Genomic DNA, 16,269 nt, shown 5'->3' with positions numbered 1-16,269 from the left:
TTTGAAAGCTAGTAGGATTGTTTGCATAGAAACATCTCCCGATCTCTCGCTCTCTCATTCACCGCGTCGTACTTCCGAGCATGCTTAAGCAAAACTCACGTTATCGAAACCTTTTTCCCTGCTTCGGATATCTTCTCAAAGGAAGAAAATGGATCACTCTGAAGGTTATTTGAAACAACGGTATCAATTGACTGTTTTTTCGGTCTCTAATGCCTTCTAAAAAAATAAATGCAATAAAAAAAGGGCAGATCGTAAAAATCTGTCCTTTTATCTTTTTGATTAAATTAAGTTTTAGTTGCTACGGTCAAAAGCATCAAGATCAAGACATTTAATATGCTTTGACAATATGCTTTAAACTTCTACCAATTTTTCTGGCTATGGCCATAATAAAATTCTGAAATTTTCGGTTGCAATAATCTCTAAAGAGCAATAACTTCAAAGTCTACAGTTGCAGTCACTTCTGGGTGAAGCTTAACTTGTGCTTGGTAGTTGCCTGTTTTGTTGATTTCAGGAATGGTAATGCCGCGACGATCAACATCTTGACCAGCCATTGCTTTAATGGTGTCGGCAACGTCTTGGGTTGTAACGGTACCGAAGATGAGGTTGTCTTCGCCGACTTGCTTACGGATTGTCAGTTTACCGACGGTTTTTAGGGCGACTTTGCGATCTTCTGCTTCTTTCAGTTCAGCTGCGAGACGCTCTTGTTCTTTGGCGCGACGCTGCTCAACTTGACGCAAAATGCCGGGAGTGGCGAGGGAAGCAATGCCTTGGGGAAGAAGGTAGTTGCGGGCATAACCGGGAGCGACTTCTACGAGGTCGCCGTTAGTGCCTAGTTTGCGGACATCCTGATTAAGGACGACCTGTAAACGTTTACTCATAATAATTTACGGATAAATACAAATAATGCTTTTTCGGTATAGCTCTGTTAGCTTACGGAACTTTGTATTCTACAATTTTGAGGATTATTTAGGCAAATGGCTGACATGATGATTTTTGAGTGGGGTGGCGATCGCCTTAACATTCGGCAGAAATAAAGAAATAAAGAAATAAGTTGATTGCCCTTCTTGATGCTCTGGGTTGATGGGCTTTACTTCTATTATTTTTGATTGAGCTTTTGTCTGATGAATCCAGATCGCCCGGAGACTCCAAAAAAATGCGTCATCGCTCCTGTGACTAAAGGCAAATATTGTAAAAAAAAAGAGAGGACTAAAACGCCTCTCTGCTGATGACCAGAATGATTGAAGGATGTTAAGTGAATGGTTTTGTTATAAAACCCAATACAAAAAAGTTTTGTTAAACAGGTGTTTTAGTAAGCCAGACCCATGCTGCGGGTAGTCTCGGCACCAAGGTAAACTCGGATACTGAGGAAGTCAGTGGGGCAAGCAGTTTCGCACCGCTTACAGCCAACGCAATCTTCTGTGCGAGGAGAAGAGGCGATCTGACCAGCTTTGCAGCCATCCCAGGGAACCATCTCTAGGACATCAAGAGGACAAGCACGGACGCACTGGGTACAGCCAATGCAGGTGTCGTAAATTTTAACGCTATGAGACATTGAGTGTTAACTCCTACAAGAATGTGGTTTTATGTGTCAGCATTCTGGATTATGGGCTAGTTTACCGCAGGCTTTGAAGCCCCTTCTCGAAAAGGTGATATAAGTTTACGTTGCGTTACATCTATGGTTTTTTCTTGGTATTTTTAAGGATTTTTCTATGATTTTGGTCGATCTTTTTGTTCTAGAAGGCTTTGGGAAAGTTTGTTTTAGGGGGCGTTAAAGGGGTGGGGCGATCGCCTAAGGGTTCGGTTTTAGACTACTGTTTGTATAGTTTTTGAGTGAGTTTATGCAGAGTCGGTTTGCCGCAGTAGAGCTTGTGCGGTTAGAGGCACCTGAGCTGTCGCCATCCATTGATACATATCTACAACAAATAGATCGCGTTGTGGGGGTCATTGCCAATCCAGATCTGACAGAAAAGCTTGCCCCGGATCAATTTCGCTTAAAAATGCAGCCCATTGGCTTTTTGGATTTGTACCAATTTCAGCCGATTGTAACTTTGCGGATTTGGTGCGATCGCCATAATGTCGTGCATTTGAAAAGTTTGGACTATGAGTTTAGGGGACTCGAAGCCTTTATGGATGGGGTAGAACTGACGTTGGTGGGGACTTTAGCTAGCACGCAGGATGATGGTGGCAAACCTCAACTCAGTGGCAAGGCGGACTTGAGCGTGACATTACCCTTGCCGCCACCCCTTTGGTTAACGCCAAAACCTTTGCTCCAGGCGACCGGCGATCGCCTCCTCAGTGAAGTGTTACAACGCATTAAACAACAAATTCTTAAACAGCTTATTCAGGACTATATTGATTGGACAAAAACTGTGACTTAAACTGACCGCTGCTGGGCTTGGAGGGTAGAAAGACAGTTGAAAAAAATCCATCATTAATATTCACTCTAGAATAGGAAACAGCAAGGCTATTATCCCTAAGGGAGCAGTGGAGACTCAGTGGAAGCCCGACTCATTTTTTTACTTGTCCTTTGCGGCTCTGTCGTCATTGTGTTCTTTTACCTCGTTTATAAATCGATCCATATCATCGAAGAAAATGAACAGGCGATTGTCACTCGTTTTGGGCGTTTTAAGCGAGTACTAAAGCCCGGCATGAATTTTATTTTGCCCCTCATGGACAAAATTGCCTTTAAAGAAGGCCTACAAGAGAGAGTCTTAGATATTCCCCCACAAACGGTGATCACCAAAGACAATATTTCCATCAAAGTAGATGCCATTATTTATTGGGAAATATTTGATGTTTACCGCGTTTACTACGATGTCGATGATCTGATGGATTCCCTCGCAAACCTTGTCAAAACCATGTTGCGTTCGAAAATCGGTAATCTCGAACTGCAGGAGACCTATAGCTCCCGGGAAGAAATAAACTCCAAACTCATTAACCAACTCAGTGCTGTGACGAGTAAATGGGGGGTGCGGGTAACGCTTGTTGAAATTCAAGACATTATCGTGCCTGAAGAGCTGCAAAAATCCCTGCAACAACAGCAGGAAGCGGCGAGTCGTAAGCGGGCAACCTTAGAAGATATTGAGGCAATTACCCTATCGGTCAAAGAACTGCTGAAAATTATTGAGGAAAATCCTGAGGAGGGTTCAGAGATTTTGCGGTTTATGTTAGCGAGGCAATATATGAATGTCAACGAAAAAATTAGTAAGAGTGACAATACAAAAATTCTCTTTATGGATCCGAAGGTGATGACGGAAGCGCTGTCTAATTTATTAGAGGAAGATGTTAGGGGAATGGAGTAGAAAGGGAGCTGTATTTGCCCGAAATATGTTGTAAAAATCTGATTTTAGGAGTTTCTGTCAGAATTTAATGATTTTTTGCGGATCAAGACCTATAAACAAATGCAAAAAAATCCCTCTGTTCTAGGACAGTCTCGCTAAGATTAAGACAGAACAATATTTTAAGGAGTTGTTACTTTTACATGGATGTCAAATTATTGCTAGTTGTCTTGACAGGTGTATTCACTGTCGCTTGTCTATTTTTCGGTACAAAGAACGGTTTTTACGATTCGGATGATTATCATGGTAATGGCTCTGCTCACTAGAAATTAGTGGGGATTTAGGGCGATCGCCGGATTTCCCTAACGGTTTTATTTTTTTTCGATTCAACAACTTATCGGGTTTACGAACCCAAGACACTGCTAGGATCTGAAACTGTGGACTAATTGCCGTAGAGATTCTAGTTTTTTTTGAGTAAAATGCCTACCGCAACAGCCTTTTCTGGTCAATCAATACCGTTCTTTTGTCTGCCCTATGCCATTGGTCGTCAGGGAGAAGGGGTTTGTTTATTGGCGCAGATGGGAAATTATCGAGTGCTGTTGGATTGTGGCTTAACGGATCTCGACCAGTTAGAAACTCCGATGGCGGCGGCAGCGTCCCGCAGTGCGCCTGTAGATCTGGTTTTTTGTAGCCATGCCCATCGTGATCATGCTGAAGGATTGCTAGAGTTTCAGCGGCGCTACCCCCATATCCCGATTTATACCAGTCAGGCCACAAAGTCGTTGCTGCCCTTAAATTGGACGGATCAACAGCCTGTTTCCCTTGATTTTGCGGTGACATTGCCTTGGCGATCGCCAGTGGAACTTGCCCCCGGATTAACCATCAAACTCTTTCCCGCAGGCCATTTACCGGGAGCCGCCACAGCTTTATTTACCCTGACAACAGAGCAGCGAGATTACACTTTGTTTTATACAGGGGATTTTTCGGTGTCTCATTTCCAGCTCGTAAACGGTCTGTCCGTTGAAGAGCTGCGGGGGTTGAAGCCAGATGTCTTAATTATTGAAGGTAGCTACGGCACGGTTCGCCATCCCCATCGCCGACAGCAGGAAAAATATCTCACCAATCGACTACTCGAAGCGCTAGCAGAAAAGCAATCCATTATCTTGCCTGTCCCCCGTTTAGGTTTGGGGCAAGAAATTTTAAAACTATTGCGATCCCACCACCAATTTACCGGGAAAAAGTTAGATATTTGGGTGGAAGGAAATGTCGCCAAAGCCTGCGATCACTACCTCGATATTTTGGATGAGCTGCCTGCCACAGTCCAGAATTTTGCCAAACACCAATCTTTATTTTGGGATGACCGTGTTTACCCGCGTATGCATCGTCTGCGGGCGGGGGAATATCCGGAGCTAGATGAAGGGCAACATATTATCATCACGGACTACACCAGTGATTTTGGGAAGTACTGCGAAAATGTCAATCATGCCTACCTACTACTCTTGCCTGAGCATCCCGGTGTGTGGCTGAATTTTGATGAACTGCCCCTCGCGGCGATCGCCCCCAAAAAACACGTCCAGATCGAAACCTATCTCCTCGCCGAACATAGCGACGGACGCAACACCACCCAACTCATTCACAATCTCCGTCCCCAGCACGTCATCTTTTTCCATGGCTCCGCCGACGACCTAACAAACCTGACCGCCCTCGAAGAACTCCAAAATCGCTACCAACTTCACTGTCCTGCCGCCGGTAACCTCGTCGAATTACCCGTAGGCGATACCTTTATCCAGCCCGCTGTCCCCCAACGCACCGAATACGAAGGAGAAATCAATGAACTAGGCGCGTGGATTTCCCTAAGCCTGCCCAACAGCATCAGTGAAGACCCCCGCTGGCAAACCTTTGCCGACACAGGCCTCGTTGAAGCCCATTGGCAAGGCGAAGAACTGATTATTCGCGGCATTAACGAACGAGAATTATTACGTAGTAAAACCGACCTTGAGCGCTTCGCTAACCTCGATTGCTGCATTAACTGTCGCTTCCAAAAAGCGATGCGCTGCCAACAGCAAAAATCCCCCTTGTATCGCTTTAAAGTAACACCAGAGGGATATTGTCCAGAATTTGAGGCGATCGCCGCCAAAAATAACTAGTCTTGATTTTTAGAATCAGGGAAGTGGGGGAAAATCTGTTCCGCCTCAGGACAATCCTCAGAAATAGCAATTTCCACATCCATCTTTGGCACAGACGCAAGCTTTTGCGTAATAGCACCAACACTTTCCAGACGAACAAGCTCTTCCCAAGAAGAAACCTCATCATCTTCTTCCGTTTCATAACGAATTGTCAGGATCTCGCCTTCAAACGCTGTAATTTTCGCGCTTTCGATCCAGCGCTGTTGATCCCGCAAGAATATGCAAACTTCTTTTTCATCATTGCAGATTTGATTAATCTTGCGGTGTAGCATAAGCTTCTCCCAGTTTAAAAGTAGAGCGATTTATATTTCTCTACTAAGCATTGTAGACAATCTCCCTACACTTTTACAGACTTTTTTTGCACGTATTTTTACTTAAAATATCCAGTAAATTTTGACTCACCGTCCCCGCATGTTCCACCATCGCCAAATGTCCACAACGTTCGATTTCAGTGACATTCTCACCCCTTGAGCCAAAAGAATAATGGAAGCTGGCTAAATGATAAACATACTTCAGTTCCATCACAGAATCCTGACTCCCCGCTAAAAAATGAACCGGTTGCCGGAGTTGCGCCACAAGTTGAGGTAATTGATGAACCTCCTTTTCCGTTGTCGTTTCCAATAAAGCACCCAAAGCAGCCTTGCGGTCCGCGGCAAAAAAATCCTTGATACGTTGCCTACCCCAGCGTCTTGCCAAAGGTTTATGTACCATTAAGCGCGTGAAAGGAAGGTCAATAAACGGCACATATAACAACCAAGGAAAACGATTTTTTATAATTTGCTGACCAGCCGAGCGAAATTTTTCAAAATCCTCTTTAAGATAAATACCGCCCCCCGCATTGACACAGACCACCCCTTCGACAACCTTTGAAAGTTTGCTTGCTGTCCAGAGCGCAATGCTCCCACCGAGAGAATGTCCCACCAGCCAAGCCTTTTTGATGCCCAAGTGAGTCAGTAAACTTTTTAAATCTTCTGAGTATTCATCTAAAGTAAATTGTTGCTCAGGATAATCGTGACTCTGGTGATGGAGGGCTTTTGATTCCCCAAATCCCCGTAAATCATAGGTTAAACAAGGGTAAAACTGGGAAAGCTCTTCGATTACCGGTTGCCAGTAGGAGCGACTCAGGAGCCAACCATGGATAAAAACAAGCGTCGGTAACTCCTCGTCATCGTTGTCATTATGAGACGGCGACATATTTTGTCCTGTCCAATCGTAAGTATGCAGAACATCTCGAATTACTGCAGTCGCCATATTGCCGCTTTATCCATACCTTCAAGCAGTGGTACATCTCTAATTTTAGACAACTGTTTGCCTTCTGTAATTCCGACGGCTGTAATTCTGAAAAATAATACAAACTATTACTAACCAAGGAGTCGGTACTTAACACTTTCGGCAATGCGCTGGCCTAAATAATCAGGGATCAGGTTTTCGTTAGGCCCAAGAAGGTAAAGAATTAAACGGGTACGCCCTCGCCAGACTAGTAAGTTGGCATTGACGACGAGTAGGTCTTCCTGCCATGTGGCATACATGACTTTATAAAATAAGCCGGGTTGGTTGTCGGCTTCAATGAGGAGGGCTGGAAGGTGGAAGACGGGGTCAATATAAAATTCGGTTTCAACTTGCTCTAGGCCTGCATCAAGGTTGAATTCTACGGCTAACATTTCTTCTACTTCGAAACGACCGGCTAGGGCTTCTCGAATGGCGCGACAGACGTTGTCTGAGGTTTGTTGGGTGAGGGCTTGATTACCCCGGGAGATAACGAGCTTGATAAAGACAAGCATGGGGGGTTTGATCTGTCCGTAAAGGCTCAGGCTGTGGATTTTGAGGCCGTAGGCGGCGAGCACGCCAAAAATATCACTCAGTAGAAAAGATTGATTGCGGTAAGCAAAGTTGAGGGCGCTTTTGCTGCCTTCTGGTAGTACGTCAATAATGGCTTGCTTTGATTTGTAGAGACGGTAGGCAAGCTGGAGATTTTGCAGCTGGATTTCGCTGCTCACAAATTGTTCGTAAAACTGAGGAAATGAGCGATTAAAGCGCTTGAGAAGATCGAGTGTGGATGGTTTTAACGCCGTTGTCATATGTCTCAGAACTGGAGTGAATGTTTTGGCTGCTGCGACTTTTCGGGATTTCTCGTTTGACCTCAGTGTTTTTTGTATATGGCCACACTTCTGATCTATTTTTCAGTTTACCTTATTGATTTGCTGGATTTTGTTGGATTATTGAGGCTGAAAAGCTGTTTGTAATTAGGGTGATGGCAAGATGCTACTCACTGTTTTGAATATTCGGTGTAAGATTATCAAGGATATTTACGGTTCGCAGCCTCCCACGACATCATATCTAGGCGATCGCCCCGACTGACAAAAGAATGGGTTTTTTAAAAAGACTACTCAAGAACACTGCTGACCAACCAAGTACAGACAAGACAACTAGCAAAGGGCTCGAGTCAGCCGGACAGCCACGCATATTTTTTAGTTTAGACCGGGATATTGATCTCTATGAACTGGAAGAATTATGTGACAAAGTCGGTTGGGCAAGGCGGCCGATTCGGAAAGTGCGTAAGGCTATTCAACATAGCTTTTTGGTGGTGACTGTTTGGGAAGTGCGTAATACAAATCGCAAGCGGTTGATTGGTTTTGCCCGTGCTACGTCGGATTGTGCTTTTAATGCGACGGTCTGGGATGTGGTGATTCACCCGGAATTTCAAAGCAAAGGTCTTGGTAAAGGACTGATGAAATTTATCATCAAGAAGTTGCGCGAGTCGGATATTAGTAATATCACGTTGTTTGCGGATCCTCAGGTTGTCGAATTTTATCGCCGTCTCGGTTTTATTCTGGATCCTGAAGGGATTAAGGGGATGTTTTGGTATCCTAGCTAGGGTGAGGCGATCGCAAAAAAATTTGCTAAGTCTTTCAAATAATTAGGGACTAGGTTATACTGAATCGTCCGAGCTTCGGGATGTAGCGCAGCTTGGTAGCGCGCCTGCTTTGGGAGCAGGATGCCGCAGGTTCAAATCCTGTCATCCCGACTTTAAATTTAATGTAAAATTGCCTTTCTACAGATTTTGTAGGGGGGATTTTTTTTGTGCTAAGGTCGAGACCAAATTTAGTTTTCGGTGCTAATCATCATGGTTAGAGTCGAAAACTCTAGATAGTTGCTCTTTGGAACTCTTCGTGATTTCTCCCCGTCTGCTTAAGGTAATTGCATAAGGTTGCGTACAAGTTACGGAATAAAGGGTTTGGAGTAATCTCAAATTGGGGTTTCATTCTAAAACTGGGGAAGTTCGATATTCTAAAAAGTAATTTTTAGATAAGCCTTTCTGGGTTCCGAAACACGTAATTATTTAGCTGTCATTTTTTGAGGTTTTACGTTTATGAAAAGTCTTGTTCGCTTCGGTCATCGGATGTTGCTCGCTGGAGCGGCGATCGCCGGAACTACAATGGGGCTAAATTTACCAGCATGGGCATTACCGGAAGAAGTGATTCTACAAAAGCTGGAAACTGTGCCCATGTATATGCTGATTACCGACGATGGGCAGCCAATTTTTGCGAGTGTTGAAGGGGAAAATGGCGAAGAACCCATTGGGGTAACAGGGGTGTTTGTTAGTCCTTCTGACGCAGAAAACCTTGTCCTCGCCCGCCGTGAGGAAGCAAAGACTTTGTTAGAGGCAGAGCAGGCAAAAGCAAACCAGGATCCAGCGGCGATTTCTATCCTGACTGAGCAGTATGCATTGTGGCAAGAGGCTAATATCCTGCCCATTGGCCTAGACCGCATTTATCAGTTTGCCCAAAGCGATGATGCCGAAAATTTAACCTTTAAATTTTTCCCCACGGTAGAACAGTTAGAAGCCGCGTCTCAAGTCATTGAAAATGATTCGTTTCCCGGTGTGCCGCTGTTTTTCCTCTCTATTCAATCTACCGACGAAAGTGGCAACCCCATTACGACATTCCCGACCCTTGAAGCTGGTGGACAAATTCCGATTTTCTTTGAAGTCGACCCGATTTTAGAGCAAATCCAAGGCTTCGAAAATCAGGATAATCTCAGTATTAATGTGATGGCTTTGGAGGTCTTTATTTCTAAGTTGGCGAATGATGATCTTCCTGAGGATGAGCAAAATTTCCTGAAGGAAATGACGTTGATTCCAGCGGAAGAATCGGCGCTTTTGATCCAACAAATTATTGAAAGTACGAGTGGAGAGAGTGGTAGTACGTCTGAATAGCGGAGCATCGGTCTCAATGACTAAGCATTTAGGATATTGAGTAAATCTTTGATTCTTATTGCGGCGACAGCATTAAGTCAGTGGCGGGAGTGGGCTCAGGCTCAGGCGATCGCCGCTGATATTTCTTTGGGAGAAATTAATTGGTTTTTACAAGCGCTCACTTCTATCACAGCCTTAGATTTAAAACTTGGGATTAACCGAGATGTCCATAGCCAAGTGAGTCTCACGGAGCTAAAAAATCTTTGGCAACAACGAGTAGAGCAGCGTGTGCCCGTGCAATATCTTGTTGGGAAAACGCCTTGGCGAAATTTTGAACTGATTGTCACACCATCGGTGTTAATTCCCCGCCCCGAAACTGAATATCTCATCGACCTCGCGTTGGAAGCAACAGACCAAAATCCCGCTTTAGCCACAGGGCATTGGGTTGACCTCGGTACAGGTAGTGGGGCGATCGCCCTCAGTTTGGTAGAGCAATTTCCGAATGCCACCATCCATGCAGTAGATAGAAGTGCAGCAGCCCTAGACATTGCCAGAAAAAATGCGAAAGCGTACGGCATGTCTGACCAAATTCAGTTTTACCAAGGAAGTTGGTGGGAGCCGCTACAAGAAATGCAAGGCAAAATGAGTGCCATGCTTGCCAACCCACCCTATATTCCTTCTGATCTGCTTCCTGATTTACAAACTGAAGTATTTTGTCATGAACCCCACAGTGCCCTTGATGGCGGTGAAGATGGCCTGAGCGATATTCGGATTTTAGTCAGTGAGGCTCCTAACTTTCTCATTTCTGGTGGTATCTGGCTAATTGAGTTGATGAAAGGTCAAGGACAGGTTGTGGCTCAGTTACTCTCGCAAAACGGCAATTATAATAACATTCAAGTTGTTGATGACTTCTCTGGTTGTGATCGCTATGTCCTAGCGAAAAGAAGATAATTTTTTTACTCTCTCGGATTTATCCGCAAGAATTCAGTAAAACTTAACTTTTGGGTGTGGGCGATCGCCCCACAACTGGGAATAATAAAAAAAGACAATTATCTTTCTAATTCGGCAATAATCATTCAGTGTGCCGAGGTATAACCAACATGATGCTCCTGAAATACTTTTTGCACTTAGAAAAAAAGAATAATCAAGAAGCCGGATTTACCATTCCTCTAGTGTTGGGCTTTGGCCTGTTTATGCTGGCTGTGGGTATCGCCTCAATTAGATTAAGCAGTGACAGCGAAATAAACTCTAAAGTCCAAACTAAAACCCAACAAGCTATTGCCGCAGCAGAATTAGGCATTGCTCGAATCCAAGAAGAGCTGTCTAGCGGTAACAACCGAGCCCTAGCCGTTGCTCCTGATTGTGCAGCAGATAGAACCGATGATGACGGCGATGGTTTTTTTGAAACCTGTCCAGATCTTGTCGGAGATGCTGAGCCCAGCAGCTGGAACAATCCCAACGCAATTCCGGGAGCCGCAGCTAATCCTCTAGATTGCGACCCGCAGTCAGGAAATCCAGTTGTTCCAGCATCCCTTAGCAATACATTAGCTTGGACTGATGCAGACCCGACAGATCCATCTAAAGGTCAGTATCGACTGGTTAGCTATGAGTACAATACAACGAACAACGATCCTACGGCATTACCGACAGATGTACCGGGAAACGCGACTTTAACGATTGAAGGTCGTACAAATCAAGGAATAACAGGTGCAGGCAATACTGATAAGGCAATCAATACCGGAATTAGCCGTATACAAGTTAATATTCCAATTTTAGATGGCTCAGGGTTAGATGTTGGTGGCTTTCCGGGGCTCTGGATGAATACAGGTAGTGACAACAGTATCCTGACGAACAAAGTAGATGGCAACATCGTATTCGCAGCACCTTTTTGTGATATTACAGCGACTCCTCCGAATACAGGGTTGCCACCAGAAGCAAACATTAACCAAGCTGACAATATCGTACAAGTAGGCGGAGAGTTTACAGGAGATATCCGTGCAACTAAGCAAGTAATTCCTGATACTCCTGCTTTACCGCCCGATGAAAGTCTTAACTTTCTCCAATCGGATGAATTATTTGGTGATTCGACACGCTCACCAGCTATCCTTCCGACCGAATTGCCTCGCCCAACAGATATCCAGTACAAAGGTGCATATCACTACCTAATACCTTCATTAATTATGGACGAGACCGATAGTATTAATCTGCGTCCTAATACAAATATTGTGTTTTACGTTCAGGGAGACATTACTTTCTATGGTCAAGTCAATGATGGAGATGTTCCTGTTTCTCAATTTCAAATTTACGGCAATGTCACTGAAAGTCCCGGGCGAATAACGAATGAGGAACCCAGTGGTACGGGTTATAAATATGGTTGTGACCAAAATGTTGATTTAGATGGGGTGCCAACGCCTAATAAGTGCGCGACTAATAAAATTGAGTTTGATGATTCTGCAGATGTTGATGCATTTATTCATGCTCCGCAAGCATGGGGCTGTTTAATCTCAGGTACTGGCGGCACGCCATCGACTGAACCATCTTTAACAGGGGCAATGTGGATTTTCCAATGGGCTGATGCAAATCAAGGAGGTCTTGTCACCCTTGCAAACGCATCATCTGGAACAGATATAACCAACTGTAATGTTGGCGGTCGCACCATTGTTCAATTTGATGATGACTTAGCTGATAACAATGAGGATATACTCGGTGCATTAACTATACCCGCTGATGATCTGCCGATTCTTTCGCCTGTATCGGCGTGGGAAATTCGAGATAGAACTAATAATTAGATGAGTTAGCTGAAAAAAACATCATAGAAGATTTAGTTATCTAAAATAGTTTGCACCTTCATATCCGACTATTTTTCAGAAAATCAGCTGTTAGTTAGTATTGGAAATAAGGATAAATGTAAGAAGTTTCATTTTTATTAATAAGCTGGGTCGTTAAACTAAATGTTGAAAATACTTTCCAAAAATTCTAGTAAACAAGCGTCTAATTCAGATGGCTTCACGCTTATTGAGGTGCTAGCTGCCATTATTATGGCAACAGTTTTTGTTCTTATTACTTCGCAGGCGATCGCCATTTCCGCTTTATATCGTATTCGAGCCCAACGTCAATCAGAAGCATTGCAATGGATTCAAAATGATTTCTCGGATATTAAATTTGCAGCTCTCCAAAACCTAACAGGGGCAAACTGCGATGCTGTAAATGCAGACAATGGTTATGCTGCAGCTTTGGCGAGAGCAGTCACCGATCCCAGTATCACCGTAGATTGGAGCGCTACGGCTGAGACCATTGAGCCACCCGACACCCCCGCTGCGCGACCGAATATAACCTTACTTAACAAGAGTTATTCGGCGGTTAGAACCCTATCTGTATTTCCAGACCCTCCTTTTCATGTAATGACAGTGAGTTACTCAATCACAGATCCAGAAAGCACAACCCTCAAAGCTGACGGAACAGCAAACAATGAAATAGCCAGTTTTTATACAGAGGTAATTCCTGATGCCGCGTTTAGTTGCCAATAGCAGACTTGAAAAAAAACGACATAGCACTTTAGAGGGTTTTACTCTCATTGAAGTTTTAGTTGTTGTATTGTTGATTGCCATTATGTCCGCGATTATCGGACCGGGAATGCTAGGCTTTTTGAGTCGTGCGAGAGTGAATTCTGCCCAAAGTGAGCTGCAAGGATTACTACAGGAAGCTCAACGTTCAGCCATTCGTGAAAGCAGAAGTTGTAAGGTGCGTATTCCTGTTACAGCTTCGACTGCTTCAGGTTCGACCAACGATGTCTTAAGTATTTCTTCGTCTTGTGTCTCAGCTGGTACAAGAGAGTTAGAAAATGTCCAAATTCGACATAATCTTGCTGATATCAGTGCGAACTATGACCCAGCAGATGATGACCCGGAGGATAATCTTTTGTTTGACTTTCGGGGTGGTACAGAGGATTTTTTAGGAAATCCATCTACAGATGTAGAAAACTTAGTCATTGTTCTTTCCGCCGAAGAGAATAACATTTTTCAAAAGTGTATTGTTGTATCCGATGGTCTTGGTCTTATTAGACTTGGTAATTACACACCCAATGACACCAGCACTTTAGATACAAACTGTACTGCGAGCAATTAACATTTGGCAGTTTGTGTTTATTTACTACGATTTATCTTTGTTTGTTTTTTCTGTTTAACTATCATCACCACTACAGCTTACTGTTATGAATTTTTTTCGGCTCTATCTTAAAAATCTGCTGTGTCGCAAACAAGTAAAAGGTTTTACCCTGACAGAACTTTTAGTGGCGATCGCAATTAGTGGCTTGGTGCTGAGTGGTCTTGGTGCAGGGCTAGTAGCCGTGTTGAACAGTAATAAAGACTCTACAGTAAAGACCGATGTCAAAAATCAACTCAATAGGGCGATCGACTACATCAACGATGACATTGCCAGATCTCGTGTCGCCGGAGCATCAACGCCCGTTCGCGACACTTTAATTCTTAACTATTTCACAACAGAAGCCCCGACTGTCTCCAACACAATCGAATACCAACTGACCGCATCTACAGATACAGATCCTTGGTTGGGTCCCAATATTTTAAGACGTCGCGTTAATGGAGGCGATTGGCAAGTACTTGTCGATGGTCTCACAGAAAATAATGTCAGCAGTGAGCTAACTTGTAACGATCCAAATGGACTAATTGGCTCAGGTGGCTTTCAAGCTTGTATCGAGACAGGTACAGCCACTAATGGGACAGCCGTTTATCGTGTTCGGGTTGGTTTGTTCGGTGAACTTTTTGATACCGAAGGTACAGATACAAGTTCAGAAACGTTATCAGTTCTTGTTGATACAATCGCCAGAAGTATTACTCCTACCGTTAGCCCTCCTAACATCAATCTTGTTGATCCCGTAGATCTAACGCCCGAACTATCATGGCCAGCGATTAATGGCGCAGATAATTACCGCATTTATAGTTGCACAACGACAGATGTCACCTGTACTCCGATTCCGGGCACTGATCCCCAAGATGGCTCTGACATTAGCGGAGCACCAACAGGCATGATTACGCATCAAACAGTAACAGCTGCCGCTGATGGAGAAAGAGTCTGTTTTACTGGAGTTTCCATAAGTAGTGGAACTCAGAGTGTTACGGGGAACGTAGCTTGCACCATTTTGAATCCAACAGCTGTGCCTACAGCTATCTCTTCTAGCGACTTGGTTGTCACACCAGATATTGTCCCTGAAGTCTCTTGGTCGCGAGATACTAGTGCGGTAGATTACTATCTATATCGCTGTCCGACACTTGACCCAAGCAGTCCGTGCACCATTACAGTCACAGATCCCACTACAGACCCAAATGTTGTCCTCAGTTTTAGAGCGCCAACGGACACGGCATTTGACGCAAACATTCCTTGGAATGAAACGCAAGATCCGCCTGCGAACCAAGCATTTTGCTATGGCGTTGTGGCTGGTAATGAAGAAGGCTATTCAACGGCGGCTTCGGGAAATATTTCTCCTGTTAAATGCGGTGCCCTTAATGTTGGCGAAACTGTAGACTCTACATGGGATATTCAATTTATTTCTTTTGATACAACTGTAACAAATCCTCAAGGAGTTACATGGACTAATGCTTCCCCCGATGCAATAAAGTACCAAATTAGAAAATGCGAAATTGAGAGTAATTCATCCTGTAACCCAGAGACAGATGGGGATTTAGTCCTTAATGGAAACCCCAGTCCACTTTCATTTAATGAAGGCTTTGAACCTGATCCAGGAAAAAAATTCTGTTATCAAGTTAGGGCGATTGGTGTAGCTGGTAGAGTTAGTCCCTATAGCAGCCCAGAGCAATGTGGCGCTGCCGCACCACCTCTCTGTACATTAGATTTGAATGCTTTAGGTCGTGGCGCAGTAGTAGCGCCCAAATCCACAAGTACACTAGATCAAAGAAATGATTTGATTGAGATTGTGACAAATGCTGGGTTTGCAGTTCCTACGACAGTTAACAATAGCCCAGTTTTTGCTCCCTTCCTAGATCAAGTTTCAGCTGACGGTATAGTTCAAGGGGGGCAAGATAGTGTCGACTTGTCTTGCGATACCGTTATTAAATTCGAAGGATATTGGCCTTAGTTCTGATGAGCTTAGAATCATGAAATTAAATGCAATTAATTAGACGAATAAAAGTCTTTTAGAATATTTACATTAGAGTTTTGAAAACTTTTTTTGAGAAAAAACAATCGTTTCTCGTGAGTTTTATCATATTTAAAACTTTTACTAGCTATGTAGCTAAAGCTAACAAGATTAGTACAAAAAACTGAGGGTTTAAACGTCATTTTTTTTTCAAAAGGTTTCACTTACTCGACTTAAATTCCACAAATTCTCGACTTTATAGTCTTAAATTTATTGGTTTTGGCTAAGTAACTAAGAAGAGAGCGTTAAGACATTTTTGGCAGAGAGCATCAGGTAATCAAGTCTCCCAACTCAATGATGCCCTAACTTAGTTTATTGCTGTTAAGTGCTTGATTTCGTTCCGAAAAAAGACGCAAGAACAAAGCTTTTAGTAAAGATTATTCGGCTCTCCGGGATTGACTATGCAGCGTTGGTAGGAAAATGCCAACAAATGAGACA

15 protein-coding genes and 1 tRNA gene are annotated in these 16,269 nt (G+C 43.7%); 11 read left to right on the top strand and 5 right to left on the bottom strand.

Going from position 1 to position 16,269, the window contains the following annotated elements:
* Positions 1–419 precede the first annotated feature (419 nt).
* Together rplI and psaC are read right to left on the bottom strand one after the other, a co-directional pair.
* Complete coding sequence (gene rplI / locus NIES208_RS17215; RefSeq protein ID WP_075894219.1) at positions 420–878, bottom strand: 50S ribosomal protein L9; 459 nt, start codon at positions 876–878, stop codon at positions 420–422.
* Positions 879–1,306: 428 nt separating this feature from the next.
* Positions 1,307–1,552, bottom strand: a complete 246-nt coding sequence (gene psaC / locus NIES208_RS17210; RefSeq protein ID WP_012307203.1) for a photosystem I iron-sulfur center protein PsaC — start codon at positions 1,550–1,552, stop codon at positions 1,307–1,309.
* A gap of 286 nt (positions 1,553–1,838) precedes the next feature.
* Here psaC and NIES208_RS17205 point away from each other — a divergent pair, with 286 nt between their 5' ends.
* The 3 genes from NIES208_RS17205 to NIES208_RS17195 all read left to right on the top strand — a co-directional run bounded on the left by NIES208_RS17205 (position 1,839) and on the right by NIES208_RS17195 (position 5,425).
* Positions 1,839–2,378, top strand: coding sequence for a DUF1997 domain-containing protein (locus tag NIES208_RS17205; RefSeq protein ID WP_075894218.1), 540 nt, complete (start codon positions 1,839–1,841; stop codon positions 2,376–2,378).
* Positions 2,379–2,495: 117 nt separating this feature from the next.
* On the top strand, positions 2,496–3,302 hold the full coding sequence (locus tag NIES208_RS17200) for an SPFH domain-containing protein (RefSeq protein WP_084176677.1): 807 nt from the start codon (positions 2,496–2,498) through the stop codon (positions 3,300–3,302).
* 455 nt (positions 3,303–3,757) lie between these two features.
* On the top strand, positions 3,758–5,425 hold the full coding sequence (locus NIES208_RS17195) for an MBL fold metallo-hydrolase (protein WP_075894217.1): 1,668 nt from the start codon (positions 3,758–3,760) through the stop codon (positions 5,423–5,425).
* Here the strand turns inward: NIES208_RS17195 and NIES208_RS17190 are convergent.
* The 3 genes from NIES208_RS17190 to NIES208_RS17180 all read right to left on the bottom strand — a co-directional run bounded on the left by NIES208_RS17190 (position 5,422) and on the right by NIES208_RS17180 (position 7,461).
* Positions 5,422–5,736 (bottom strand): DUF6679 family protein, encoded by a 315-nt coding sequence (locus NIES208_RS17190; protein ID WP_075894216.1) that lies wholly within the window; start codon positions 5,734–5,736, stop codon positions 5,422–5,424. The two genes, NIES208_RS17195 and NIES208_RS17190, sit on opposite strands and share 4 nt — an antisense overlap.
* A gap of 73 nt (positions 5,737–5,809) precedes the next feature.
* Entirely contained in the window at positions 5,810–6,715 is a 906-nt protein-coding gene (locus tag NIES208_RS17185) for an alpha/beta fold hydrolase (protein WP_075894215.1), read from the bottom strand.
* A 110-nt stretch (positions 6,716–6,825) separates the two neighbouring features.
* On the bottom strand, positions 6,826–7,461 hold the full coding sequence (locus tag NIES208_RS17180) for a hypothetical protein (protein WP_315861656.1): 636 nt from the start codon (positions 7,459–7,461) through the stop codon (positions 6,826–6,828).
* Positions 7,462–7,829: 368 nt separating this feature from the next.
* On the opposite strand from NIES208_RS17180, the gene NIES208_RS17175 reads away from it, so the two are divergent.
* From NIES208_RS17175 to NIES208_RS17140, 8 genes are all read left to right on the top strand, one after another.
* Positions 7,830–8,339, top strand: coding sequence for a GNAT family N-acetyltransferase (locus NIES208_RS17175; protein WP_075894213.1), 510 nt, complete (start codon positions 7,830–7,832; stop codon positions 8,337–8,339).
* A gap of 76 nt (positions 8,340–8,415) precedes the next feature.
* Positions 8,416–8,489: transfer RNA gene (locus NIES208_RS17170), tRNA-Pro, on the top strand.
* A 345-nt stretch (positions 8,490–8,834) separates the two neighbouring features.
* On the top strand, positions 8,835–9,680 hold the full coding sequence (locus tag NIES208_RS17165) for a Tic22 family protein (protein ID WP_075894212.1): 846 nt from the start codon (positions 8,835–8,837) through the stop codon (positions 9,678–9,680).
* Positions 9,681–9,716: 36 nt separating this feature from the next.
* Positions 9,717–10,610, top strand: coding sequence for a peptide chain release factor N(5)-glutamine methyltransferase (gene prmC / locus NIES208_RS17160; protein WP_225875343.1), 894 nt, complete (start codon positions 9,717–9,719; stop codon positions 10,608–10,610).
* A gap of 242 nt (positions 10,611–10,852) precedes the next feature.
* Entirely contained in the window at positions 10,853–12,448 is a 1,596-nt protein-coding gene (locus tag NIES208_RS17155) for a hypothetical protein (protein WP_139325094.1), read from the top strand.
* A gap of 162 nt (positions 12,449–12,610) precedes the next feature.
* Positions 12,611–13,186 (top strand): PulJ/GspJ family protein, encoded by a 576-nt coding sequence (locus NIES208_RS17150; RefSeq protein WP_075894210.1) that lies wholly within the window; start codon positions 12,611–12,613, stop codon positions 13,184–13,186.
* Positions 13,164–13,784: a pilus assembly FimT family protein gene (locus NIES208_RS17145; protein WP_075894209.1), complete on the top strand. Its 621-nt coding sequence runs from the start codon at positions 13,164–13,166 to the stop codon at positions 13,782–13,784. Before NIES208_RS17150 ends, NIES208_RS17145 begins: the two co-directional genes overlap by 23 nt.
* An 85-nt stretch (positions 13,785–13,869) precedes the next feature.
* A complete protein-coding gene (locus tag NIES208_RS17140; RefSeq protein ID WP_075894208.1) occupies positions 13,870–15,771 on the top strand; it encodes a prepilin-type N-terminal cleavage/methylation domain-containing protein in 1,902 nt (633 codons plus the stop codon).
* The last annotated feature ends 498 nt before the right edge of the window (positions 15,772–16,269 follow it).

Source organism: [Limnothrix rosea] IAM M-220 (assembly GCF_001904615.1).
GTDB lineage: Bacteria > Cyanobacteriota > Cyanobacteriia > Cyanobacteriales > MRBY01 > MRBY01.
This window is presented reverse-complemented; position numbering and strand designations above follow the sequence as displayed.